Below are 22,581 nucleotides of genomic sequence, written 5' to 3'. Positions count from 1 at the left end.
GGAGTGCGGACCGGGGACCAGCGCCGCTGCTTGACGCTCGCTCGCGACGCCCGCCGGGGCGCCGGTGCAGGGATCCACTGTACCGTCCCGTCCGCTCCCGGTGCTGGCGGCACCGTCCGTGACTCAGGACGCCCGGCGGGTGCTCTGCCGCACGATCAGCGGGGTGGCCAGTTCGATCCGGCTGCTGTCCAGTTCCTCGCCGGCGATGAGGGAGAGCAGCATCCGGGTGGCCATCCCGGCCATCTCGGTGAGCGGCTGGCGGACGGTGGTCAGCGGCGGGGCGGACCAGCGGGCGCCGTCCAGGTCGTCGAAGCCCACGATGCTCATGTCGTCCGGGACCCGCGCGCCGCGCTCGTGGAGCGCCTCGTAGGCGCCGAGGGCCATCTGGTCGGCGCAGGCGAAGACGGCGGTCGGTGGGCGGGAGAGGTCCAGCAGCGCGTTCATCTCGCGGTGGCCGCTGGGGGCGAGGAAGTCGCCGTGCCGAACGTACCCGGCCGGGACCCGGCGGCCGGCGGCGTTCATCGCGGCCCGGTACCCGTCGACGCGGGCCCGACTGCACCCGACGCCGGGCGGGCCGCCGATCACGGCGATCCGGCTGTGCCCGAGACCGAGCAGATGGTCGGTGGCCGCGACGCCGCCGGCCCAGTTCGTCGCGCCGACCGACGGGATTCCGGCGTCGGGTCGCCCGGCCGGGTCGATGATCACCACGGGGATGCCGAGCTCGCCGAGCTGACCGTGCTGGCCGGGGGAGAGGTCGGAGAGGACGAGCAGCACCCCGTCGCAGCGGCGGGCGGAGAGCTGTTCGATCCACCGGCGGTCGGGGCGGGTGCGGTGCCGGCCGCGCGCGGCGGAGACCACGACGCCGATGCCGGCGCGGTAGGCGAGTTCCTCCACGCCGTCGAGGATCTGCATCGCCCACGGGCTGCCGAGATCCCGGAAGATCAGGTCGATCAGGCCGGCGCCACCGGCCGGCCGGCCGCTGCGGCGGGCGGTGTAGCCGCGCCGGTCGAGCAGGTCCTGGACCCTGGCCCGGGTGGCCGGCGAGACATCCGGCCGGCCGTTGAGGACCTTGGAGACGGTGGGGATGGACACCCCGGCGGCGGAGGCGATCTCCGACAGCGTGGTCCGCTGGTCCGGCATCCCGCTCTCCTCCGGTCGGCGCCCGTACCGCCGGAAGGGTATCGAAAGTTTCGACGGTCGACCGTCGACGTCTCCGCCACTCGGGAACGGCCGCCGGGCCTCCGCAGGCCGCCCACATTTTCCGAGAATTGTCGGGCGTCCCGGGGTCACGCCAGCCGGACGCTGTCGCCGTCGACCGCCACGGCGACCCCGGGCAGCGGCCGCCGGGCCGGGCCGCCGCGCACCGAGCCGTCGGCGATGTCGAAGGCGCTGTTGTGGCAGCCGCAGACGATCGTGCCGTCCCGGACCGTGGTGACCGTGCAGCCCTGGTGGGTGCAGGTGGCCGAGAACGCCCGGACGTCCTCCTCGGTCGGCCGGGTCAGCACGACGCCCTCCGCGGCGAGGATCATCCCGCCGCCGACCGGGATGTCGGCCAGCGTGGCCAGCGGGCGCGCCGGTCCGTCGGGTGCGGCGCCGTCGGCCGGCGGGGGCGCGGCCGGGGCGGCCGGTTCGCCGTACGTCTGGCAGCCGGCCAGCAGCGCGGTGGCGCCGGCCACGCCGAGCACCGCCCGCCGGCGCGGGCAGCCGAGGATGTCGTCCATGTCGCGGTCTCCCGTCAGGTGCCGACGCCGACGGTGGTGAACCACCACAGCGACGAGGTCAGCCAGATCCCCGTGAGGATCGCGAAGACCAGCCCGCCGACGAACGGCAGGAACCAGCCGGCCAGTCCCGGCTTGGGCAGGGCCAGCATCTTCGTGGTGAAGGCGCCGAAGAACAGGCAGCCGAGCAGCGAGTGGACCAGCGTCCGCAGGTCGTGGTCGGCGAAGCCGAGCGCGTAGAGGCAGTGCACCGCCACCGGCACGGTCAGCAGGAAGGCGACCCGGCCGGACCAGCGGTGCACCGTGCCCGCCCAGGATGGCGAGAAGCCGCCGAGCCGGCCCCACATCGCCAGCGCGGAGAGCAGCTGCACCACGGCGAAGGCCGCGGCGCCGCTGCCCAGCCACACCTTCACCGCCTGCGGGCTGGAGAACCCGGCGAGGTTGACCGCGATTCCGGTGGGTTCGTGGACCCGGCCGTACACCCCGAGGGCCACCGCGACGGCGGCCCCCACCAGCAGCGGGACGGTCAGCGAGGCCCGGGGCACGCCGACCGGGGCGGGTGGCGGGTCGGGCGCCATCGGATCGGCCAGCACCCGGACGTTCACCGTGTCGAGATCTCCGGTGTCGGTCAGGGGCCGGTGGGGGCCGCTCATCACTCGTCCGCACCCGGTCGCGCCGCCACCGGTTCGGCGGTGACGGTCGTGCCGGCGACGATCGTGGTGCCGAACGCCGGGTCCAGCGGCGGGGCGGGCACCGGCGTGCCGTCCCGGGTGACGATCCCGACCTGGCTGCCGTCGGGCAGCAGGATCCAGCCACCGTCCACCCCGGCCTGACGCTGCCGGGCCGTGGCGCGGTAGAGCACCGGCGCGGGCGAGCGGGTCGCCGTGGCGGTGAACGACCATCGCCGGTCGCCGACGACCAGCTCACCGGAGGCGCGGCCGTCGCCGAAGGTGCCGGTCAGCGTCGCGTCCTTCTTGCCGGTCAGGGCGAGCCGGCCGGCCGCGGCGGTGCCCCGCAGCCAGACCTCCAGCCGCCTGCCGTCGCAGACGTACGCCACCGCCTCGCCGTCACGGGCGGTGATCGCGATGGTGGCGCCCCCGTCGAGCCGGCCGGTCCAGTTGGCGGTCACCTTCCTCACCGGCGGGGTGGGCGTGGGGGTGGCCGATGCCGGGGCGCCCGGGCGACCGCGCTGCTCGGACGGTTCGGCGGGGGTGGCCGGTACGGCGGGCGGTGTGGCGGTGGCGGCGGACGGGGCGGCGGAGGCGGAGGCCGCCGGGGCGGCCACCGGGGCCGTCCGGTCGCTTCGCGGCGCCGCCTGGGCGCTCATCGCGAACAGCACGGCGGCCGTCCCGGCCCCGGTGAGCAGGGTCAGCAGCGGGGTGATGCGCTTCATGAGCAGCTCCCTTCACCCAGGACGTACGGCTGCGGAGCCCTCTTCGTTCAATGTCGACCGACACCGGCCGGGCCTCACCGGCCCTGGAGCGCGCGGACGTTGTCGCCGAAGGTCCAGCCCTTCGCCCCGTCCCAGTTCAGCGACCAGGTCATCAGGCCCTTCAGCCCGCCCCGGTAGGTGTTCCACGCCTGGGCCACCGCCGAGGGGGCGAGGTAGCCGCCGCCCGCGCCCGGTTGCGCGGGCAGGCCGGGCACCTGCCGGTCGTACGGCACCCGGATGGTGGTGCCCTGCACGACGAGGCCGGTGTTGAGGCAGTCGGTCTGCGCCGTGAAGCCCTGGACGGTCCCGGCGGCGTACGAGTCGCCGGAGCAGCCGTACATGCTGCCGTTGTAGTACTGCATGTTCAGCCACCAGAGCCGGCCGTTGTCGGCGTACTTCTTGACAATCGGCAGGTACGCCCCCCAGATCGAGCCGTAGGTGACGCTGCCGCCGGTGACGTACGCGGTCTCCGGGGCCATGGTGAGGCCGAAGTTCGACGGCATCTGGGCGAGCACCCCGTCGATGATGCGGATGAGGTTGGCCTGCGAGGGGGAGAGTCGGGTGATGTCGCCGCTGCCGGTCAGTCCGGTCTCGATGTCGATGTCGATGCCGTCGAAGTTGTACCGCTTGAGGATCGGCACGACGGTGGCGACGAAGCGGTCGGCGACGGCGGTGGAGCCGAGGTCGATCCCGGCGGCCGCGCCGCCGATCGAGAGCAGGACGGTCAGGCCGGACGCCTTGGCCCGGCACACCTCCGCCGGGGTGGGCACCTTCACGGTGGCGTCCATCCCGTCCTCCCAGAGCACGGTGCCGTCGGCGCGGATCACCGGGAAGGCGGCGGTGACCACGGTGTACCCGTGGGCGGGGATCCGCGGGTCGGTGATCGGGATCCAGCCCAGCGGGGGGTGGACGCCGTTGGCCGCGCCGTCCCAGTTCTCCCAGTACCCCTGGAGCACCTTCCCGGTCGGCCGCGACCGCACCGCGCAGGTCTCCGACCCGGGCGGCGTGGACGTCGCCGTCGGGGACGGGGTGGACGTCACCGTCGGGGACGGCGTGGACGTGGCGGTGGGGGACGGTGTGGGCGCGGGCGTCGACGTCGGCGTGGGGGAGGGTGTGCCACCGCTGTCACAGGCGCCGAGGTCCTTCCAGAGTGACGGAGCGGCGACGGGGTTCCAGCCGGCGCCCGGGGGCGGGGTGTGGGTGACCAGTGCCTCGTAGAGCCGGCCGGCGTAGGTGACCCGGGTGCCGGCGGGGTAGGTGACGCCCTCGACCCAGGTTGGCGCGGTGCAGGCCACCAGGGTGCTGTCCGCGCCGGTCGTGGCGAGGCCGGCGGTGGCCGGCAGGGCGGCGGCGGTGACCAGCACCGCGCCGGTGATCAGGACGGTCGTTCCGCGCCGCAGTCGCATGACATGCCTCCTCGTCGATGGAGGCGAGATTAACAGTTAGGTTTGTTAAATGTAAATGACTCGCATCGACGATCGTGAAACTGTTCTGCCGGATCTTGGTTCATGGCATTAATCGTGCTGTTGATGCATCCTGGGGGTGGTCGCCGGCCGGTGGCGCCCAGGGGAGGACGGCGGCGGACATGGACGCCAGACGCACCACCGTGCGCGACATGCGCCGCGCCAACCGCTCGGTGCTGCTCACCCGGATCTGGCTGGACGGCCCGCTCAGCCGCCACGAGCTGGGCCAGACCACGGCGCTGAGCCTGGCCAGCGTGAGCAACCTGGTCGGCGAGATGATCGACGAGGGGATCGTCGAGGAGGCCGGCTCGGTCGAGTCCGACGGCGGCCGGCCCCGGGTGCTGCTGCGCGTCGCCCCCGGCTACGGCTACCTGGTCGGCGCCGACGTCGGCGAGACCCGGGTGCAGGTCGAACTCTTCGACCTGTCGATGACCGCGCTGGCCAAGGCGGAGTACCCGATCGCCGTCGCCGAGCCTGACCCGGACGAGGTCGTCGCCCACCTGCTGCACGGGCTGGACGCGGTCGTCGCCCAGGCCGGCGTCGACCCCACCGCGGTGCTCGGCTTCGGGGTGGCGGTCTCCGGGACGGTGGAGCGTACCGCCGACGCGGTCGTGCACGCCCAGACCCTCGGCTGGGACGGCGTACCCCTGGGCGCCATGCTCCGGGCCGGCACGCAGATCCCGGTGCACGTCGACAACGGCGCGAAGACCCTCGGCCAGGCCGAGATGTGGTTCGGCGCCGGCCGGGGCGCCCGGCACGCCGTCGTCGCGCTGGTCGGCTCCGGGGTCGGCGCGTGCGTGGTGGCCGACGGGGTGGGCTACCGGGGCGCGCACAGCAGCGCCGGCGAGTGGGGGCACACCACGATCGTCTACGGCGGGCGCCGCTGCCGCTGCGGCAACCTCGGCTGCCTGGAGGCGTACGTCGGCGCGGAGGGGGTGCTGGACCGGTTCCGCCAGGCCAACCGGGGGCGCCCGGCGGCCGGCGCGGACGAGGAGAGCGCCTTCGGTGAGCTGCTGCGCTCGTCGAGCCGAACGGCGCAGAAGGTCCTCGACGAGACGGTCGGCTACCTGGGCGCCGGAGCGGCGACCCTGGTCAACCTCTTCAACCCCGAGCGGGTGGTGCTCGGCGGGTGGGCCGGCCTGGCGCTGGGCGAGCGGTTCCTGCCGCAGATCCGCGAGGCCACCGCGCGGCACGCGCTGCGCCAGCCGTACGCGCAGACCTCTATCGAGCTGTGCCAGCTCGGGCCCGACGCGGTCGCGATGGGCGCGGCCACCCTGCCGATGGCCCGGCTGCTGCGCGACGGCGGCGTCCCCCGCGGCGGCCCGGCCACGGTGAGCACGACGGTGCCTCCGCGTCCGGCGCGCCGCCCGCGCACGCGGACCCGCTGACCCGCTACCCGCGGCCATGACATCGCCGACCGCCCTGGTGCTCGTCGTGTTCGGGCGGGGCGTCCGGTGCGTCGACGGCCGGTACGCCCTCACCCCCGCCGGCAGCGCCCGGGTGCGCGCGGCGGCGGAGTACGTCACCGCGCGGGAGGCCTCCTTCCGGCGCGCCATCGGGCAGGGCCGGTCGCCCCGGATCGTGTTCGCGGGGGGCTGGGCCGAGGCGTGCGAGGGGGCGGACGCACCGCCGGTCGGGTTCCGGGAGGCCGACCTCATGCGGTGCGAGGCGCGCGCCGCCGGTCTCGACCGGTACGCGGACCTGCGCGTCGAGGCCGGCTCCCGCAGCACCCTGGAGAACCTCGTCCACGCCGTCCGGGACGGGCTGCTGGCCGGACAGCACTTCGACGCGCGGCATCCACTGGGGATCGTCTCGCACGCGTGGCACCTGCCCCGGATCAGGTTCCTCGCCGGCAGGGTGCTCGGCCTGCGCGGCGCGGCCCTGCTCGACGTGGCCGCGACCAGCGGTGAGCCAGCCGGCGCCGGGCGGACCGAACGGGCCGTCCATCTCGCGTCCAGGTTGGCGTTCCTCGGCGCCGGCGACGCCTCGGCCCTGCTGCGTCGGGAGCGGACGATCGTGGCCTCGGTACGGCGGGTCGAACGGTGGGCGGCGACCGCCCGGGCGGTCCGGGGCGCCGGCGACCGCCGAAGCTCGTGACGGGAAAGGCGGGAGACGGGGCGTCGAACTGGGTAGGTGAGGGCCCATTCGAAGAGGCGCGCGTCGATGACGCCACACAAGGAGAAGCCACCCATGATCGTGCTCCTGCCCGTGTTCCAGCCGGGGAGACGACTGCCCGCGCTGGTCACCGAGCTGCGTGCCGCCGCACCCGATCTCCCGATCGTGGTGATCGACGACGGCAGCGACGACCCGGCGTCCTCGGATGCCCTCCGGGCGGCCCGCGACCTCGGGTGCACCGTGCTGCGGCACCGGACGAACCGGGGCAAGGGCGTGGCCCTGCGGACGGGGTTCCACTTCGTCGTCCGGGAGTACCCCGGCCAGGGAGTGGTCTGCGCCGACGCCGACGGCCAGCACCGCACCGAGGACATCCTGCGGGTGACCGCGCGGGTGCGGGCCACCGGCCGGATGGTGCTGGGCGTACGGCAATTCCAGGGACGGGTTCCGCTGCGCAGCCGGGCCGGTAACGCGATCACCCGGCTGGTGTTCCGCGCCGTCACCGGTTGCTCGGTGCGCGACACCCAGACGGGGTTGCGGGCCTATCCCGCCGACCTGCTCACCTGGTTGCTGGGCGTGCCCGGGGACCACTTCGACTACGAGATGGCCGTCCTGCTGGAGGCGACCCGGGTCGGTCACCCGATCGAGCAGACCACCGTCGCGACGACCTACGTGGCGGACAGCGGGTCGTCGCACTTCGGTGCCGTCACCGACTCGCTGCGGATCTACCTGCCGGTGGTGCGGTTCGTCATCTCGCCGCACCGCCGCTCGGGGCACCCCGCGTCCGGCGGCCACCCGACCCGCCGACCGGAAGCGGTCGCGACCGACCGGCAACCTGACCCGACACCGTGGTCCTCGACGACCGCGAGCCGCTGAACGACGGGGTGCCGTGCGCGAGGTGCGCCCCGACCGGGTCGGGGCGCACCTCGACGACCTACTTCTGACCGGCCCGTGCGGCGACGGTCCCGGTGGCGTCCGCCGAGCCGGGCGTGGCGGCCGAGTCGGGCGGCGCGGCGGCCGGTTCGAAGACGACCCGGGCCCGCAGCTGCCGGAATCCGGTGCGTTCCAGCTCCGCCACCACCGCGACCCGGTGCGCGTCGACGTCGGCGATCACCTCCCGTGCGCCGCCGGCGGCCAGCACCCCGACCGCGTCGGCCAGCAGCTCACCGCGGACGGCCTCGTCGAGCAGGCCGAGGTAGGCGATGAGCGGGTAGCAGGCCTCCCCGGCCGCGCCGACCAGGCCGACGGGCCGCCCGGCGTCCATCGCGACGCGCCAGTCCGCGACCGCGGGCAGCCAGGCCAGCGGGTCGGTGGCCAGGTCCACGCCGCCGACCGCCCGGGCAACCTCCCTGCCGGTGAGCACGTCGGGGTCGGCGATGCGGGCAACCAGGGCGTTGATCTCCGCCGCGTCGGCGGCCGGGCGGAAGGCGAACCGGCCGGAGGTGGCCGGCAACGGCGTGCCCGTCCAGGAGCAGCGCAGCCGCTCCCCGCGCTCGACCAGCCCGGCGAGCCGGGCCGCCGCCATCGGCGCCTCCACCACCGCCCGCACCTCCGGCCGACGTCGCCAGTACGCCGGCATCGCGGCGTAGTACACGTAAGGGCCGCCGAGTGCCTGGTGGGCGGCGCGCAGCAGCGCGGCGCCCGCCTCCGGCTCGGCGTCCAGGTCGAACCGTTCGAGCCAGGGCGCGCCGACCGCGCCCGGCGGTTGGACCCAGGCCGCCCGGGCGACCACGCGGCCGGCGCGGAGGGCGACCCAGGTGCGCTCGGGCCGGTAGCCGCCGGCGGCGAGCCCGTCGGCGTAGGCGACCTTGCGAAGCTGAGGCAGCGGGTCGGGCATGGACTCGAACAGATTTTCCTCGCCCGCGACGAGCGGACGGATCACCAGGTCGGTCATGGATGGATCCTCCGGAAAGCGAGCGCCCCGGATCAGATCCGCGTGAACGCCGGGGCGCGGAGGGGGCGCAGAACATCGGACATTGTTCTGACCTCCTCCCGGCTCGACGGCGTGTCGAAAAACCTACTCGACGCACCACCGCTGTCGCAACGCGCCGGCCGGCCCGGCGCGCGTCCTCGCCGGGCCGGCCTTCGGTCACGCCGGCAGCGTCCATTTCTGGTTGGCGCCCCCGGTGCACGACCAGATCTGCGTCCTCGTGCCGTTGGCCGAGGTGTTCCCGGTGACGTCGAGGCACTTGTTCGCCTGCGGGTTCACCAGGTCCCGCCCGGCCGTCCAGACCCACTGTTGGGCGGGGGTGCCGTTGCAGGTCCAGAGCTGCACCCTGGTGCCGTCGGCGGTGCCGCCGCCGGACACGTCGAGGCACTTGCCGAGAGAGCGGATCGTGCCGTCGGCGGCCCGGGTCCACTGCTGGTTGGCGCCGCCGGTGCAGGACCAGATCTGGATCGGGGTGCCGTCGGCGGAGTTGTTGTCGGTGACGTCGAGGCAGGCGCCGCCCAGGCCGGTGATCGCCCCGGTCGGCGCGCCGCCACCGGACGGGCTGCCGGACCAGGTGAAGGTGGCGGTGGTGCGGGCCGGCAGCGAGTAGGTGAACGACTGGCTGCCCCAGGCCACCTTCACCGACTGGGTGGAGGTGCCGGGGTTGTGGGCGATCAGCGCCTTGGAGCCGTCCGGGTTGCGCCAGGCGACGTTCGGCACGGTGGCGTTCGCGGTGGAGGCGATCCGGTACGCCCCGGGCCGGACGAACTTCGTCAGGTGGCCGGTGGTGTAGTACTCCACCGTGTAGTCGACCTGGCCGGCGCGGGTCCCGCCCTCCTGCACGGTGATCAGCCCGGTGCAGGTGGCGCAGCCGCCGTTGTGCGGGCCCATGTTCTGGTTGACCGCGAGGCTCCACTTGACCACGCTCCGGCTCCAGTTCCGGGCGTAGTTGACGATGTCTGCCATGTCCTCGTTGTGCTGGTTGCCGATCCAGGTGCCACCCGAGTGCTCGGTGCTGAACTGCGGCACGGCCGGGTACTGGTCGTGCACCTGGCTGCCGACCGCCGGGTCACCCCAGTAGCCGTGCCAGGCGATGCCGCCGAAGAGCGGGTCGGTGCGGACCGCGGCGTCGGCGAGCAGGCCGGCGCCGATGGTGCCGTAGTCGCCGTAGTTCCAGTCGTGCACCAGCACCCGGGTGGTGATGCCGGCGGCGCGGAACGCCGGGTAGACGAAGTTCTTGGTCAGCTCGACCAGGCCGGAGGAGTTCCAGCTCATCCCGGGGTAGTCCATCGCGGTCGGGTTGCCGGCCTGACAGCAGTTCGGCTCGTTCTGCACCGAGAGGTAGTCGACCGGCACGCCGCGGGCCGCGTACGCCTGGATTGTCTTCACGAGGTACTGCGCGTAGGTGGCGTAGTACTCGTACCTCAGCCAGCCCATCTGGTCCATCCGGCCGTTGTCCTTCATCCAGCCGGGCGCGCTCCACGGCACCACCATCACCCGCAGCGCCGGGTTGAGCTGCCGGGCCTGCGCGGTGAGCAGCTCGACGTTCGTGTCGTAGCCGTTCGCGCCGAAGCCGGTGAGGTCGCAGCAGGTGTCGTCGAGGGAGATGTTGCCGGGCCGGGACAGGTCGGAGGCGCCGATCGGGTTGCGGACGAACGACAGGCCGATCCCGTCGGTCGGGCTGAACAGCCGGCGCATCACCTCGTCCCGGGTGGCGGCGCTGACCGGCCCGCCGCGCAGCAGGTAGGCGGTGGTGTCGGTGATCGAGGCGCCGGCCCCCTCGAACTGCTGGTAGCGGGTGTTCTCGTCGACGGTGATGGTGTGCGTGGCGGTCCCGCCGGCGCCGAAGGCGACCGGGCTCTGGGGTTGCAGGCCGCGGGTGACGGTCCGGCCGCCGGCGTCGGAGGTGGTGGTGAGCCAGACGTCGACCCGTTCACCGGCGGCCTGGGCGGCCGGTGGCGGGGCGAGGGCGACGGCGGCGAGGCAGACCGCCGCAGCGGCGACGGCCGACCGGCGGCGGGTGGTGGGGGGTACGGGGTGCACGGGTGCTCCCTTCGGCTGGGGCCGGCCCCTGGCCGGGAAACCAATCGATGGTCATGACTGAGGGAACACTGTCACACCTCTTATGTCAAGGCATGAAAAAAGCGCCCTGGGGAGGGCGCCTCGGATCGAGGGGCAGGGTGCGCAGGCCGTCCGGGACGTCCCGGACGGCCTGCCGCCCGACCGGTCACTGCTCGCCGCGGACCCGCCGGACCGTGTCGCGGTACCAGAGCGCACTGCGCTTCGGAGTGCGCCGCTGGGTGTCGTAGTCGACCCGGACGATGCCGAAGCGCTTGTCGTAGCCGTACGCCCACTCGAAGTTGTCCAGCAGGGACCAGGCGAAGTAGCCCCGCACGTCCGCCCCGGCCAGCCGGGCCCGGGCCACCGCGCGCAGGTGCTCGGCCAGGTACTGCACCCGGTCGTCGTCGGCCACGAAGCCGTCCGCGTCCGGCCGGTCGTCGAACGCCGCGCCGTTCTCGGTGATCACCAGCGGCACGCCCGGGTAGTCCCGACCCAGCCGGACCAGCAGCTCGGTGAAGGACTCCGGGACGATCTCCCAGTCCATCGCGGTGCGCGGCAGGTCCCGCCGGACGACCCGCTGCACCGGCCGGCCCGCGTCGTCCCGGTCCCGCCCCTGCTCGTCCACCCCGGAGAAGAGCTGCCCGAAGTAGAAGTTGACGCCCAGCACGTCGATCGGGGCGGAGATCACCGCCAGGTCGCCCTCCTCCACGGGCACCCGTACCCCCTCGCGGGCCAGGTCGGCCAGTACGTCGTCGGGGTAGTGGCCGTGGATCAGCGGGTCCAGGTAGAGCCGGTTGCCCAGCCCGTCCGCCGCCCGCGCGGCGTCCCGGTCCGCCGGGCTGTCGGTGGCCGGGTCCGCGGTGGCCAGGTTGACGGTGATGCCCAGCTCCACCGGCCGGGTGGCCGCCGCCCGCAGCCGCTGGACGGCCAGCCCGTGCCCGAGCAGCAGGTGGTGCGCGGCGGCGACGGCGTCGCCCAGATCCCGCCGGCCGGGGGCGTGCGCCCCGTAGGCGTAGCCGAGCATCGCCGAGCACCACGGCTCGTTCAGCGTGGTCCAGGTGTCCACCCGGTCGCCGAGGGCGTCGAAGACCAGCTCGGCGTAGTCGGCGAACCGGTACGCGGTGTCCCGGGCCGGCCAGCCGCCGGCGTCCTCCAGCTCCTGCGGCAGGTCCCAGTGGTAGAGGGTCACCCACGGGTCGACCCCCCGGCCGAGCAGCTCGTCGACCAGCCGGTCGTAGAAGGCCAGGCCGGCCCGGTTGGCCGGGCCGCGCCCGCCCGGCTGCACCCGCGGCCAGGCCACCGAGAAGCGGTACGTGTCCAGCCCCAGGTCGGCGATGAGCGCGACGTCCTGCGGCATCCGGTGGTAGTGGTCGCACGCGGCGTCGCCGGTGTCGCCGTTCGCCACCGCGCCGGGGACCCGGCAGAAGGTGTCCCAGATGGACGGTGTCCGGCCGTCCTCGGCCACCGCGCCCTCGATCTGGTACGACGAGGTCGCCACGCCCCAGCGGAAGCTCGGCGGGAGGGTGTCGATCGGGTCGGCCTGACCGGTCGTCGCCGGACGGGTGAGGTCGGTGTCCATGGTTCTCCTCGCGGTAGCGGGTGGATCGGTCGGGGCCGGGTCGGGCCGGGTCACCGGGGGACCGCCTCGGCCGTCGGATGCAGCCAGCAGGCGACGGCACGCGCCCGGTCGTCGTCGGCGGGCGCGCCGAGCGGGGGTAGCTGGCTGTCGCAGGGGGTGAATGCCCGGGGGCAGCGCGGGTGGAACGCGCACCCGGTGGGCATGGCGCGCAGGTCCGGCGGGGAGCCGGGAATGCCGGTCAGCTCCCGGCGCGGCCCGCGCAGCGCCGGGAAGGAGTGCAGCAGCCCGTCGGTGTACGGGTGCAGGGCGTGCCGGTACAGCTGCGCGGCGGGCGCCTCTTCGACGATCCGGCCGCCGTACATGATGGCGATCCGGTCCGAGAACTCCACCAGCAGCGACAGGTCGTGGGTGATGAACAGGACCGCGAAGCCGAGCCGCTGGCGCAGCTCGGCGAGCTGGCCGAGGATCTGCCGCTGCATCACCACGTCCAGCGCGGTGGTGGGTTCGTCCATGATGACGATCTGCGGCTCCAGAGCCAGCGCCATGGCGATCATGACCCGTTGCCGCATCCCGCCGGAGAGCTGGTGCGGGTAGCTGTCGAGCCGGTCGGCGGCGATGCCGACCAGTCGGAGCAGGTCGCGGGCCCGGGCCAGCCGGGCCGCCCGGGTGGTCCCCGGCTCGTGCGCCCGGATCACGTCGAGCAGTTGGGTGGAGACCTTGTGCACCGGGTTGAGCGAGTTCATCGCGCCCTGGAACACGATGGAGGTCTCCGCCCAGCGGAACGCCCGCAGCCGCGCCGGGGAGAGCGACAGCACGTCCACCGGCGGCCCGTCGACCGGGTGATAGACCACCTCGCCGCCGCTGACCACCCCGGGCGGGGGGAGCAGCCGGGTCAGCCCGTACGCCAGGGTGGACTTGCCGCTGCCGCTCTCCCCGGCCAGCCCCAGCACCTCGCCCCGGTGCAGGGTGAGGTCCACCTCCCGGACGGCGTGCACCGCCTCGTCGCCGAGCCCGTAGTCGACGCTCAGCTTCCTGATCTCCAGCACCGGCTCGCTCATCGGATCCCCTCCCTCTGCGCTGCGGTGGCGGGCTCGGCGCGCCGCGGCGGTGGCGTGGGCCGGGCCAGTACCGGGGTGAAGCCGACCCGCATCCGCACGAGGCGCCCGTCGGCGGTGCGGACCCGGGACCGGCCGCCGCTGCGCAACCGGGGGCTGACGAACTCGTCGATGCCGAAGTTGATCAGCGCGAGGGCGGTGCCGAGCAGCGCGATGGCCAGCCCGGCCGGCACGAACCACCACCAGGCGCCCTGCGCCAGGGCCTGCTGGCTCTGCGCCCAGAACAGGATGGTGCCCCAGTTCCACGAGGAGACCGACGAGATGCCGATGAAGGCCAGGGTGATCTCCGACAGCACCGCGAAGATGACCGTGCCGACGAAGCCGGAGGCGATGATCGCGGTCAGGTTCGGCAGGATCTCGAAGACGATGATCCGCCAGGTGCTCTCCCCGGTGGCCCGGGCCGCCTCGACGTAGTCGCGCCGGCGCAGCGACAGCGTCTGCGCGCGTAGCACCCGGGCGCCCCAGGCCCACGAGGTCAACCCGATGACCAGCGCGACGACCAGGTCGCCGGCTTCCGTGACGGTGGACGTGACGATGATGATCAGTGGCAGCGCCGGGATCACCAGGAACACGTTGGACAGGGCGGAGAGCCCGTCGTCGGCCAGCCCGCCGAGGTAGCCGGCGGTCACCCCGACCAGGACCGACAGCACGGTGGCCACCAGCCCGGCGGTCAGGCCGACCAGCATCACCCCCCGGGTGCCGACCAGCACCTGGCTGAACACGTCCTGGCCGAGGTGGGTGGTGCCGAACCAGTGCTGCGCCGACGGCGGCTGGAGCAGCTCGGCGCTGCGGGCGTCCGGGTCGTACGGGGCGATCCACGGGCCGATCACCGCGAGCAGCACGTACCCGCCGACGACCGCCAGCCCGGTCCCGGCCTTGCCGTTCGCGACGAAGCGCCAGCGGCGGCGCCGGGCGGCGGCGGACGGCTGGGCCATCGCCCCCTGCTTCGGGATGACCTGTTCGATGCTGGAGGTGGGAATGCTCATCGCCTCAGCCCTCCTTCCGGGTACGCGGGTCCAGCGCCAGGTACGCCACGTCGGCGAGCAGGTTCGCCACCAGCACGGAGAGCGTGATCACCAGGAAGATGCCCTGCATCAGCGGGTAGTCCTTGGCGCTGACCGCCCGGAAGAGCAGGAAGCCGAGCCCCGGATAGGAGAAGACGATCTCCACCAGCAGGGTGCCGCCGACGATGAAGCCGAGCGAGAGCGCGAAGCCGGCGACGTTCGGCAGCAGCGCGTTGCGGGCGGCGTAGTTCCAGGCCACCCGGCGTTCCGGCAGTCCCTTGGCGTGCGCCACGGTGATGTAGTCCTCGGCGGCGACGGTGACCATCATGTTGCGCATGCTGAGCATCCAGCCGCTCATCGACGAGATCAGGATCGTCGCGGCGGGCAGCAGGCTGTGTCGTACCGCGCTGCCCAGGAAGATGGTGTCCAGGGCCGGGACCAGGCCGGGCTCGTAGCCGCCGGAGGAGGGGAAGAAGCTGCCCGGTCCGGCCAGCACGGCGATCGCGACGAGCCCCAGCCAGAAGTACGGCACCGAGGAGAGGAAGGTGGTGGCCGGCAGCAGTCCGTCCAGCCAGGAGCCGCGCCGCCAGCCGGCGAGGACCCCGAGGCCGGTGCCGAGGGCGAAGCTGACCATGGTGGTGATGCCGACCAGGGCGAGCGTCCAGGGCAGGGCGTCGCTGATCACCTCGGACACCGGCGCCGGGAACGCGGTGAACGACAGCCCCAGGTCGCCGTGCAGGAGCTGCTGCCAGTAGTCGACGTACTGTTCCCAGATGCTGTCGTCGGAGTCGATGCCGAACAGCACGTAGAGCGAGCGGATCGCGTCGGTGCTGAGCTGGCCCTGGTAGCGGGAGATCAGCGACTTCACCGGGTCGCCGGGGATCATCCGGGGGATGAAGAAGTTGATGGTCAGCGCCGCCCACGCGGTGAACAGATAGAACGCCAGCCGGCGCAACAGGTAGGTCACGGTGCCTCCTCGGCTCGCGGCTGCGGGGCTCGCAAACCCGGCTCACTCCTCCCGCTCACGGCGTTCCCTCCGCCGGGTCGTAGAGCCAGCAGGCGGCCCAGTGGCCGGGCCGGTCGCCGACGTCGAGGCGCGGCGGCAGGTCGGTGGCGCACCGGGGCATCGCCGCCGGGCAGCGCGGGTGGAACCGGCAGCCGGCCGGTGGCCGGATCAGGCTGGGTGGCTCCCCGTCGCCGCGGTCCCGCTCGTCGGGCGCCGCGTCGCCGGTGATCCGGTCCGGGTCGGGCGCCGAATCGATCAACAGCTGGGTGTACGGATGGGCCGGCCGCTGGGTGACGGTCTCGCTGTCGCCCCCCTCGACCAGCCGGCCGGCGTACATCACCAGGGTCTCGTCGGCGAAGTAGCGGGCCGAGGCGATGTCGTGGGTGATGTAGAGGATGGCCAGGTGGAAGCGTTCCTTGAGGTCGCGGAGCAGGTTCAGCACGCCGAGCCGGATGGAGACGTCGAGCATCGAGACCGGCTCGTCGGCGAGCAGCACGTCCGGGTCGGCGCCGAGCGCCCGGGCGATGGCCACCCGCTGCCGCTGCCCGCCGGAGAGCTCGTGCGGGAACTTGTCCAGGTAACGCTCGGCCGGGGTGAGCGCGACCCGGCCGAGCAGGTCGGCCAGCGCCGCGTCCCGTTCGGCCGGGGTACGCCCGGCGTTGCCGTGGATGCGCAGCGCCCGGGTCAGGTGGTAGCGCACGGTGTGCACCGGGTTCAGCGAGGCGAACGGGTCCTGGAAGATCAGCTGCACCCGCCGGGCGTACGCCCGGAAGGGCCGGCCGCCGCGGACGGTGATCGGCTCGCCGCGCAGCCGGACGGTGCCGGCGGTGCGGGGGTAGAGCTGCGCGAGCAGTCGGGCGACCGTCGACTTGCCGGAGCCGGACTCGCCGACCAGGGCGGTGACCCGGCCGCGGCGCAGGGTGAGGTCGACGTCGTCGACCGCGTGCACGGCCGGTGTGGTGCGGGAGAACAGGCCACGCAGCCGCCTGCGGACGGGGAAGTGCTTGGTCAGGCCGACCGCCTCCAGCACCTCCTCGCGGACGGCCGGGGCGTCCGTGGTGGTGGTCGTCATGCCGGTTTCCTGTCTGCTCGGAGAGGGGGTGAGCGTCCGCCGGGGTCCGGGCGGCGGGACCGCCGCCGCCCGGACGTCGGAGGTCAGGAACCGGCCGGCTTGAGGTGCAGCACGACGTCGACCGCGTTCGGCTGGGTGGGCTGGGCCGCGCCGTAGGCGTCGGCGTCGTCCGGCCAGCCGGTCCAGTTCTTGGTGCTGTAGGCCGCGCCGACGTTGTCCGCGCCGACCGGGATCATCGGGGCCTGCTCCACGAAGACCTTCTGGAGCGTGGCCAGCGCCGCGGTCCGCGCCGTGTCGTCGGTGGCGTTGGCGTACGCGGCCAGCGCCGCGGTGGCTTCCCGGTTGTCGAAGCGGCCGAAGTTGCCGGCCGGGGAGGCCTTGCCGATCGGCTTGAGCAGCCGGCCGTCCATCACCGTCTGGTAGATGTCGTACGGGGTGGCGCCGCCGTTGGTCCAGCGGAAGGTCGCGTCGAACTTGCCTTCCTCGACGTTGCGGAACCAGGCGTCCTGGTTGGCCTTGTCCACGGTGGCCGTGATGCCGATCTTGGACAGGTTGTCCCGCACGATCTCCAGGCTGGTCTGGTAGTCCGACCAGCCGGCCGGGTCGGTGAGGGTGAGCTTGACCGGCTTGCCGGTCGGGTCCAGCAGCGTGCTGCCGGAGTAGCGGAAGCCGGCGTCGGTGAGCAGCTTCTTGGCCGCGTCGACGTCGACCTTGTGCTCCTGGCCCCGGTACTCGGCGGAGATGTAGGCGTCCCCGGCCGGGCTGGGCAGGCCGGTCACGCTGCGCACCAGGGGGTGGAAGTAGCCCGCCTCGGCCTGGTTGAAGATGTCCTCCCGGTTGATCACCAGGTTCATCGCCCGGCGCAGCGCCGGGTTGTCGAACGGCTTCTTGGTGGTGTTGACGTAGAGACCGTGGATGCCGAGCACCGGCGGCGCCCACACCTTGTGGTTCGCCGGGTCCTTGCCGACGAAGACGGTCTGGACGTTCGGGATGAAGACGAAGCTCCACTCCGACTCGCCGTTCGCCAGCGCGGTGGTCTGCGCGTTGTTGTCGGTGTAGGACGTGTAGCGCAGTTCCTTGACCTTCGGCAGGTCCTGCCAGTACCCGCCGGTGCGCACCGACAGGGTGGTGGTCTGCGGGGTGAACGACTTCAGCGTGTACGGGCCGCTGCCGACCGGGTTCTTGTTGATGTCGGTGGTCGGGTCCTTGATCGCCGACCAGACGTGCTGCGGCACGATCGGCACCATGGCCAGCACCTTCTGCTGGTTGACGAACTGCGGCGAGTCGAAGGTGAGGGTCACGTCGTTGCCGCTGCTCGACACCGACTTGTACGGCGTCGCGTACTGGTTCAGACCCTCGTTGGCCTTGACCAGGTTGTAGCTGAAGGCGACGTCGGCGGCCGTGACCGGCTTCCCGTCGGACCAGGTGGCGTTGTCGCGGACGGTCACGGTCACCGAGGTGTAGTCGCTGTTCCACGTCGCCTTGGTCGCCAGCCACGGCTTGAACGGCTGGGCCGGCTTGACCGGGTTCCACATCATCAGCGGCTCGTAGATCTGCCACCGGTAGCCCAGGGACGACGCCGACGAGGTGGTCAGGAACGGGTTGTGGTTCTCGGTCTGTGGGCCGTTGGGCATGCCGACGTTGAGCACCGTCGCGCCGCCCTTGGCGTCCCGGGCCTTGGTGTTCGCGGTCTCACCGCAGCCGGCGAGGGTCAGCGCGCCGGCCAGCGCGACGGCGACGAACTGTCGTCTTCTCATGGTGGTCTCCCTCGGTGCTCCCGTGCCCGGGAGCGGAGTGGTGGTGGGTGGAGGGTGTGCGGTGTCGCCACCGGCCGTCCGCGACCGGCGTGCTGGGTGGGTGAGTGGGGGTCAGGCGCTCGTCGTCGAGCCCCGGACGGTGAAGGAGGTCGGGATGACGGTCGGGTGGTCGGGCAGCGGCGTGCCGTCGAAGTGGGCGATCAGGGCGCGGGCGGCGGCCGCGCCCATCTCCCGCAGCGGTTGCCGGACGGAGGTCAGCGGCGGGTGGGTGTGCCGGGCCAGCGGCAGGTCGTCGAAGCCGACGACCGCCACGTCGGCCGGGACCTCGCGGCCGGCGTCGCGCAGGGCGTGCAGCGCCCCGGCGGCGGAGAGGTCGTTGTGGGCGAAGACGGCGTCGAACGGCACGCCGGCGGCGAGCAGCCGCTGCACCGCCGCCCGTCCGCACTCGACGGTGAAGTCGCCCTCCACCACCAGGTCGGGGTCGATCGGCAGGCCGGCGTCGGCGTAGCCGTCGGCGAAGCCGGCCAACCGGTCCCGGGTGCACCCGAATCGTCGCAGCCCGGTCACCACCAGGGGGCGCCGCCGGCCGAGCGCCAGCAGATGGGTGGCGGCGGCCCGGGCGCCGTCGGCGTTGGTGGTGCGTACGGAGGGGAAGCCGGGCTGGTGGCCGCGGTCGTCGATCAGGATGACCGGCAGCCCCCGCCGGTGCAGGGTGGTGAGGTAGTCCAACGTGCCCTCGGGCTCGACGACCAGTAGGCCGTCGAAGGACTTCGCGGAGACCTGGGAGGCGAACCGCCGCATCGACTCGTCGCCCCGGTCGCAGGTGGACAGCAGCAGGCCGTACCCCTCGGTCTCGACCACGTCGGCGGCGCCCTGGAGGACCTCGCCCACCCACGGCCAGGTGAGTGAGGGGACCAGCATGCCGACGACCCGGGTCCGGCCCCGGGCCAGTCCGACCGCCCGGGCACTCGGCACGTAGCCCAGTTCGGTGATCACGGCCCGGACCCGGGCCGCGGTGGCCCCGTCCAGCTCGCCCCTGCCGTTGAGCACCCGCGAGACCGTCGTCTTGCTCACGCCCGCCCGGGCGGCGACATCGGCGATGGTGATCGGCACGGGAGGCTCCCGGGAGCGCGGGGGGAGGGGACGGAACCGGTTTCGGAAGCGGTTCCGTCGCAGTCAATCCGAGTGGCGAGGGTCACGTCAATAACGGCCAGGTAACGAAACATGGCTAACTTCAAGAATTTAAAAAAGTACGAACGGCATTACCGGTGTCGATGGCCGGGTCGCGGCCTACCCGCACCGGCACCGACCTGGCTCGATGCGTCCGGCTCACCCGGACCGGAGGCGGCGGCGGGTTCTGCGGTCCGCCGGTCGGCGCCCGGCAGGCTCCGTCGACCTACACCTCGGTCTCCGGCCCGAGCAGCCGGAGCTCCTCGATGTCCAGCGCGGCCTGCACCTCCCGCTGCACGCTGTCGTCGATCTCGTTGCTGTCCCGCAGCCGGGTGACCTCGCGGCGCTTGTGCTCCAGGACGCCGAGCCGCAGCCGGCGGTCCAGCTCGCGCACCCGGTCGGCCTCCTCGCCCCGGCCGGCGGCGGCCGACTCGTCGAGGTGCCGCTGGTAGTCGGCGCGCAGCCGCTCCACCGCGTCGGGGGTCACCCCGAGATCCGTCGCCACCTGCGGCAACGCGGTCAGGCCGGCCTCGGTGGCCTTCAGCCGGGCCTGCCGTACCTCGTCGCCGCGCTCCCGGTCGCCCCGTAGCCCGGCCCACTCGGCGACGGCCGGCAGCGTGGTGCCCTGGATCAGGATGGTCGACACGATCACCACCGCGGTGCAGAAGATGATCAGGTCGCGGCCACGTACCGGCTCGCCGGCCCTGGTGGTCATCGGCACGGCGAGGGCGGCGGCCAGCGACACCGCGCCCCGGAAGCCGGCCCAGCCCGCCGCCAGCCGCACCCGCCGGTCCACCGCCGGGCCCCGCCGGACGACCGGCAGGCCGTACGAGAAGAGCTGCAACCAGACCAGCCGGATCACCATCACCACCGCGGTCACCGCCAGCGCAATGGTGATCGCCTGGGTCACCGACCTGCCGGTGACGCTCTGCACCGCCCGGGGGATCTGCATCCCGAGCAGCACGAAGAGCGACCCGTTGACCAGGAAGGTGGACAGATCCCAGAAGGCGTACGCGATCACCCGGGAGCGGGCCCGGATGACCCGGGGACCGGCGTAGGAGAGGACCAGTCCGGCGACCACGACCGCGAGCACCCCGCTGGCGTGCACGACCTCGGCGAGCAGGAACGCGGTGAACGGGGTGAGGACGCTCAGCGCGCCCTCCCGCATCGGGTCGTCGATGCGCTTGCGGATCAGCACCACCACCAGGCTGACCGCCAGGCCGGCACCGACCCCACCGGCCGCCGACGCGACGAAGCGACCGAGGAACCCGAGCGGCCCGGGCGTGGTGCCGCCGACGATCAGGCCGACGGCGACCGAGAAGAGCACCAGCGCGGTGCCGTCGTTGACCAGGCTCTCCGCGCGCAGGGTGGTCAGGATGCGCCGGGGCATCCGCTTGGCCAGACCGGCCACCGCGGCGGCGTCGGTCGGCGCCAGCACCGCCCCCAGCACCCAGGCGGCCGCCGGATCGAGGCCCAGGCCCTGCGCGACCAGGGCGACCCCGACCATGGTCACCCCGACCAGCGCCACCGACAGGGAGGCGATCACCAGCTTGTTGGCGCGGATCTCCCGGAGGCTGATGACCAGGCTCTCCCGGTAGAGCACGGCCGGCAGGAAGAGCAGCAGCACCACCTCGGGTTCGAGGACCACGTGCGAGAACGGCGGCAGCAGCGCGAGCAGGCCACCCATCGTGATCAGCAGCACCGGCGGGGCGACCCGGTACCGGCCGCCGATGGTCGTGCCGATCAGCACCGTGGCGGCCAGCACCACGATCAGGATCAGTGCCTCCACGGCGTACTCCCGCCTCCCGGCTGCTGTCCCGGCGGCCGCGCCGGGCGTCGCGGTGCGGGGCGTCACCCGACATGCTGGTACGAAGTCGCCGACCGTGGCGGCGGAATCGGTGATCTGGCCCGGGGGTCAGCCCGCCGCGGCCGGCAGCCGGTGGCGCAGCGCGATCTCCAGGGCGAGCCGGGCGTCGGGGTCGTCCAGGGCCGCGCCGAACAGCTCGCGGAGCCGGCGCATCCGGTACCGGACGGTCTGCGGGTGGGTGTGCAGCTCGTCGGCGACCGCGACCACCTGACCCTGCCGGCGCAGCCAGGTGTGCAGGGTCGCGGCCAGGGCCTGCCGGGCGGCGGGCCGGACGTCGGCCAGCGGGGCGAGGACGGTGTCGGCGAGGTGGTCGGCCAGGCCGGGTTCCCACCGGGTGAGCAGGGTGACCAGGTGCTGGTCGCAGTCGACCGGGACGCCGGCCGGCAGGACACCCCGCAGCGTCAGCGCCAGTGCCCGGTGGGACAGCCGGTAGGAGAGCCGGGCCCGGTCCACCTCGACGGCCGGCCCGACCGCCGCCCGCCGGCCGGCCAGCACCTGACGGGCCCGGGCGAGGCGACCGGGGGTGTATGGCTCGGGCAGCACGATCCGCACGGCGTCGTCGATCACGGTGGCGATCGCCCCGGCGCCGATGGCCCCGGCCAGCGGGTCGGCGTCGGTGCCGTCGACGCTGAGCACGGCGACGGTGGCGGGCAGCGGCCAGCGCGCGGCGTCGGCGGCGGCCCGCCGCACCCCGTCGGCCGGCAGCTCGGGCTGCACGAGCAGGGTGATCAGGCGCCGCCGCGCGGTCGCCCAGTCCCGCGCGGCGTCGCGCTGCTCGTCGAGGTACCCCTCGGCGGCGGCGCCGGCCAGCACGTCGGCGTAGCCGAAGAGCGCGCCGGCGACGACGTACAGGTCGGCCGGGGCGGGGCCGGCCGCGGTGGCGTGCTCCACCAGGAAGGCCCAGAGGTCGCGGGCGCCGAGGGTGAGCACGGCGCGCAGCGCGTCCACCCGGTGGCCCTCCCGGTACTCGGTGCGGCCGAGGGCGTGGAAGACGGCCCGGGTGGGGGCCAGGTCCCGGCCGGGGCCGGCGACCGCGTCGACGAAGGTGTCCACGGCGGTCCGTACGCCCAGGGCGAGGCCGCGGCCCTGCCCGCCGGTCAGCGACCGGCCCTGCTGCCGCATCGCGGCGCGGACCGTGCCGAGGATCCGCTCGTGCAGGGCGGCGCGGAGGGCGCGGACGTGGTCGCCGACCGCCGGGTCGAGCCCGGCGAGGCCGGGCTCGAGGTCGACGAACGCGTCGGACATCCAGCTCCCTTGTCATCCGGGTTACAAAAGCGGGGCCGAATCCTGCGCCC

General features: G+C 73.6%; 19 protein-coding genes. 3 read left to right on the top strand and 16 right to left on the bottom strand.

The window, feature by feature from the left end:
* Positions 1-123: 123 nt before the first annotated feature.
* From V6U81_RS14235 to V6U81_RS14215, 5 genes are all read right to left on the bottom strand, one after another.
* Positions 124-1,140, bottom strand: a complete 1,017-nt coding sequence (locus tag V6U81_RS14235) for a LacI family DNA-binding transcriptional regulator (RefSeq protein WP_334489231.1) — start codon at positions 1,138-1,140, stop codon at positions 124-126.
* A gap of 146 nt (positions 1,141-1,286) precedes the next feature.
* Complete coding sequence (locus V6U81_RS14230) at positions 1,287-1,721, bottom strand: Rieske (2Fe-2S) protein (protein ID WP_334489228.1); 435 nt, start codon at positions 1,719-1,721, stop codon at positions 1,287-1,289.
* Positions 1,722-1,735: 14 nt separating this feature from the next.
* Positions 1,736-2,296, bottom strand: coding sequence for a DUF6529 family protein (locus V6U81_RS14225; protein WP_334489367.1), 561 nt, complete (start codon positions 2,294-2,296; stop codon positions 1,736-1,738).
* A 74-nt stretch (positions 2,297-2,370) separates the two neighbouring features.
* Complete coding sequence (locus V6U81_RS14220) at positions 2,371-3,111, bottom strand: hypothetical protein (protein ID WP_334489226.1); 741 nt, start codon at positions 3,109-3,111, stop codon at positions 2,371-2,373.
* A gap of 74 nt (positions 3,112-3,185) precedes the next feature.
* Complete coding sequence (locus tag V6U81_RS14215) at positions 3,186-4,556, bottom strand: glycosyl hydrolase family 18 protein (RefSeq protein WP_334489225.1); 1,371 nt, start codon at positions 4,554-4,556, stop codon at positions 3,186-3,188.
* Positions 4,557-4,735: 179 nt separating this feature from the next.
* On the opposite strand from V6U81_RS14215, the gene V6U81_RS14210 reads away from it, so the two are divergent.
* The 3 genes from V6U81_RS14210 to V6U81_RS14200 all read left to right on the top strand — a co-directional run bounded on the left by V6U81_RS14210 (position 4,736) and on the right by V6U81_RS14200 (position 7,601).
* Positions 4,736-6,001, top strand: a complete 1,266-nt coding sequence (locus V6U81_RS14210) for an ROK family transcriptional regulator (RefSeq protein ID WP_334489222.1) — start codon at positions 4,736-4,738, stop codon at positions 5,999-6,001.
* Between the two features lie 16 nt (positions 6,002-6,017).
* Positions 6,018-6,710 carry an ElyC/SanA/YdcF family protein gene (locus tag V6U81_RS14205; RefSeq protein WP_334489221.1) on the top strand — a complete coding sequence of 231 codons (693 nt, stop codon included), beginning with the start codon at positions 6,018-6,020 and terminating at the stop codon, positions 6,708-6,710.
* 93 nt (positions 6,711-6,803) lie between these two features.
* Positions 6,804-7,601, top strand: a complete 798-nt coding sequence (locus tag V6U81_RS14200; protein WP_334489219.1) for a glycosyltransferase family 2 protein — start codon at positions 6,804-6,806, stop codon at positions 7,599-7,601.
* A gap of 58 nt (positions 7,602-7,659) precedes the next feature.
* On the opposite strand, the gene V6U81_RS14195 is transcribed toward V6U81_RS14200, so the two are convergent.
* The 11 genes from V6U81_RS14195 to V6U81_RS14145 form a co-directional block, all read right to left on the bottom strand.
* Positions 7,660-8,619, bottom strand: a complete 960-nt coding sequence (locus tag V6U81_RS14195; protein ID WP_334489216.1) for an acetyltransferase — start codon at positions 8,617-8,619, stop codon at positions 7,660-7,662.
* A 195-nt stretch (positions 8,620-8,814) separates the two neighbouring features.
* Entirely contained in the window at positions 8,815-10,698 is a 1,884-nt protein-coding gene (locus tag V6U81_RS14190; protein WP_334489213.1) for a ricin-type beta-trefoil lectin domain protein, read from the bottom strand.
* A gap of 184 nt (positions 10,699-10,882) precedes the next feature.
* On the bottom strand, positions 10,883-12,295 hold the full coding sequence (locus V6U81_RS14185; protein WP_334489210.1) for a GH1 family beta-glucosidase: 1,413 nt from the start codon (positions 12,293-12,295) through the stop codon (positions 10,883-10,885).
* 50 nt (positions 12,296-12,345) lie between these two features.
* Positions 12,346-13,353: an ABC transporter ATP-binding protein gene (locus V6U81_RS14180; RefSeq protein WP_334489208.1), complete on the bottom strand. Its 1,008-nt coding sequence runs from the start codon at positions 13,351-13,353 to the stop codon at positions 12,346-12,348.
* Entirely contained in the window at positions 13,350-14,396 is a 1,047-nt protein-coding gene (locus V6U81_RS14175) for an ABC transporter permease (protein WP_334489206.1), read from the bottom strand. Before V6U81_RS14175 ends, V6U81_RS14180 begins: the two co-directional genes overlap by 4 nt.
* A gap of 4 nt (positions 14,397-14,400) precedes the next feature.
* On the bottom strand, positions 14,401-15,381 hold the full coding sequence (locus tag V6U81_RS14170; RefSeq protein WP_334489204.1) for an ABC transporter permease: 981 nt from the start codon (positions 15,379-15,381) through the stop codon (positions 14,401-14,403).
* A 55-nt stretch (positions 15,382-15,436) separates the two neighbouring features.
* Positions 15,437-16,492 carry an ABC transporter ATP-binding protein gene (locus V6U81_RS14165; protein ID WP_334489201.1) on the bottom strand — a complete coding sequence of 352 codons (1,056 nt, stop codon included), beginning with the start codon at positions 16,490-16,492 and terminating at the stop codon, positions 15,437-15,439.
* 83 nt (positions 16,493-16,575) lie between these two features.
* On the bottom strand, positions 16,576-18,249 hold the full coding sequence (locus V6U81_RS14160; protein ID WP_334489199.1) for an ABC transporter substrate-binding protein: 1,674 nt from the start codon (positions 18,247-18,249) through the stop codon (positions 16,576-16,578).
* A gap of 111 nt (positions 18,250-18,360) precedes the next feature.
* Complete coding sequence (locus V6U81_RS14155; protein WP_334489195.1) at positions 18,361-19,362, bottom strand: LacI family DNA-binding transcriptional regulator; 1,002 nt, start codon at positions 19,360-19,362, stop codon at positions 18,361-18,363.
* 283 nt (positions 19,363-19,645) lie between these two features.
* Entirely contained in the window at positions 19,646-21,208 is a 1,563-nt protein-coding gene (locus V6U81_RS14150; protein ID WP_334489192.1) for a Na+/H+ antiporter, read from the bottom strand.
* Between the two features lie 126 nt (positions 21,209-21,334).
* Positions 21,335-22,531 carry a PucR family transcriptional regulator gene (locus V6U81_RS14145; RefSeq protein ID WP_334489190.1) on the bottom strand — a complete coding sequence of 399 codons (1,197 nt, stop codon included), beginning with the start codon at positions 22,529-22,531 and terminating at the stop codon, positions 21,335-21,337.
* Positions 22,532-22,581: the final 50 nt, after the last annotated feature.

This window comes from Micromonospora lacuserhaii (assembly GCF_036902735.1).
Lineage (GTDB): Bacteria > Actinomycetota > Actinomycetes > Mycobacteriales > Micromonosporaceae > Micromonospora.
The sequence above is the reverse complement of the archived record's forward strand: the minus strand, read 5'-3'. Positions and strand labels throughout refer to the sequence as shown.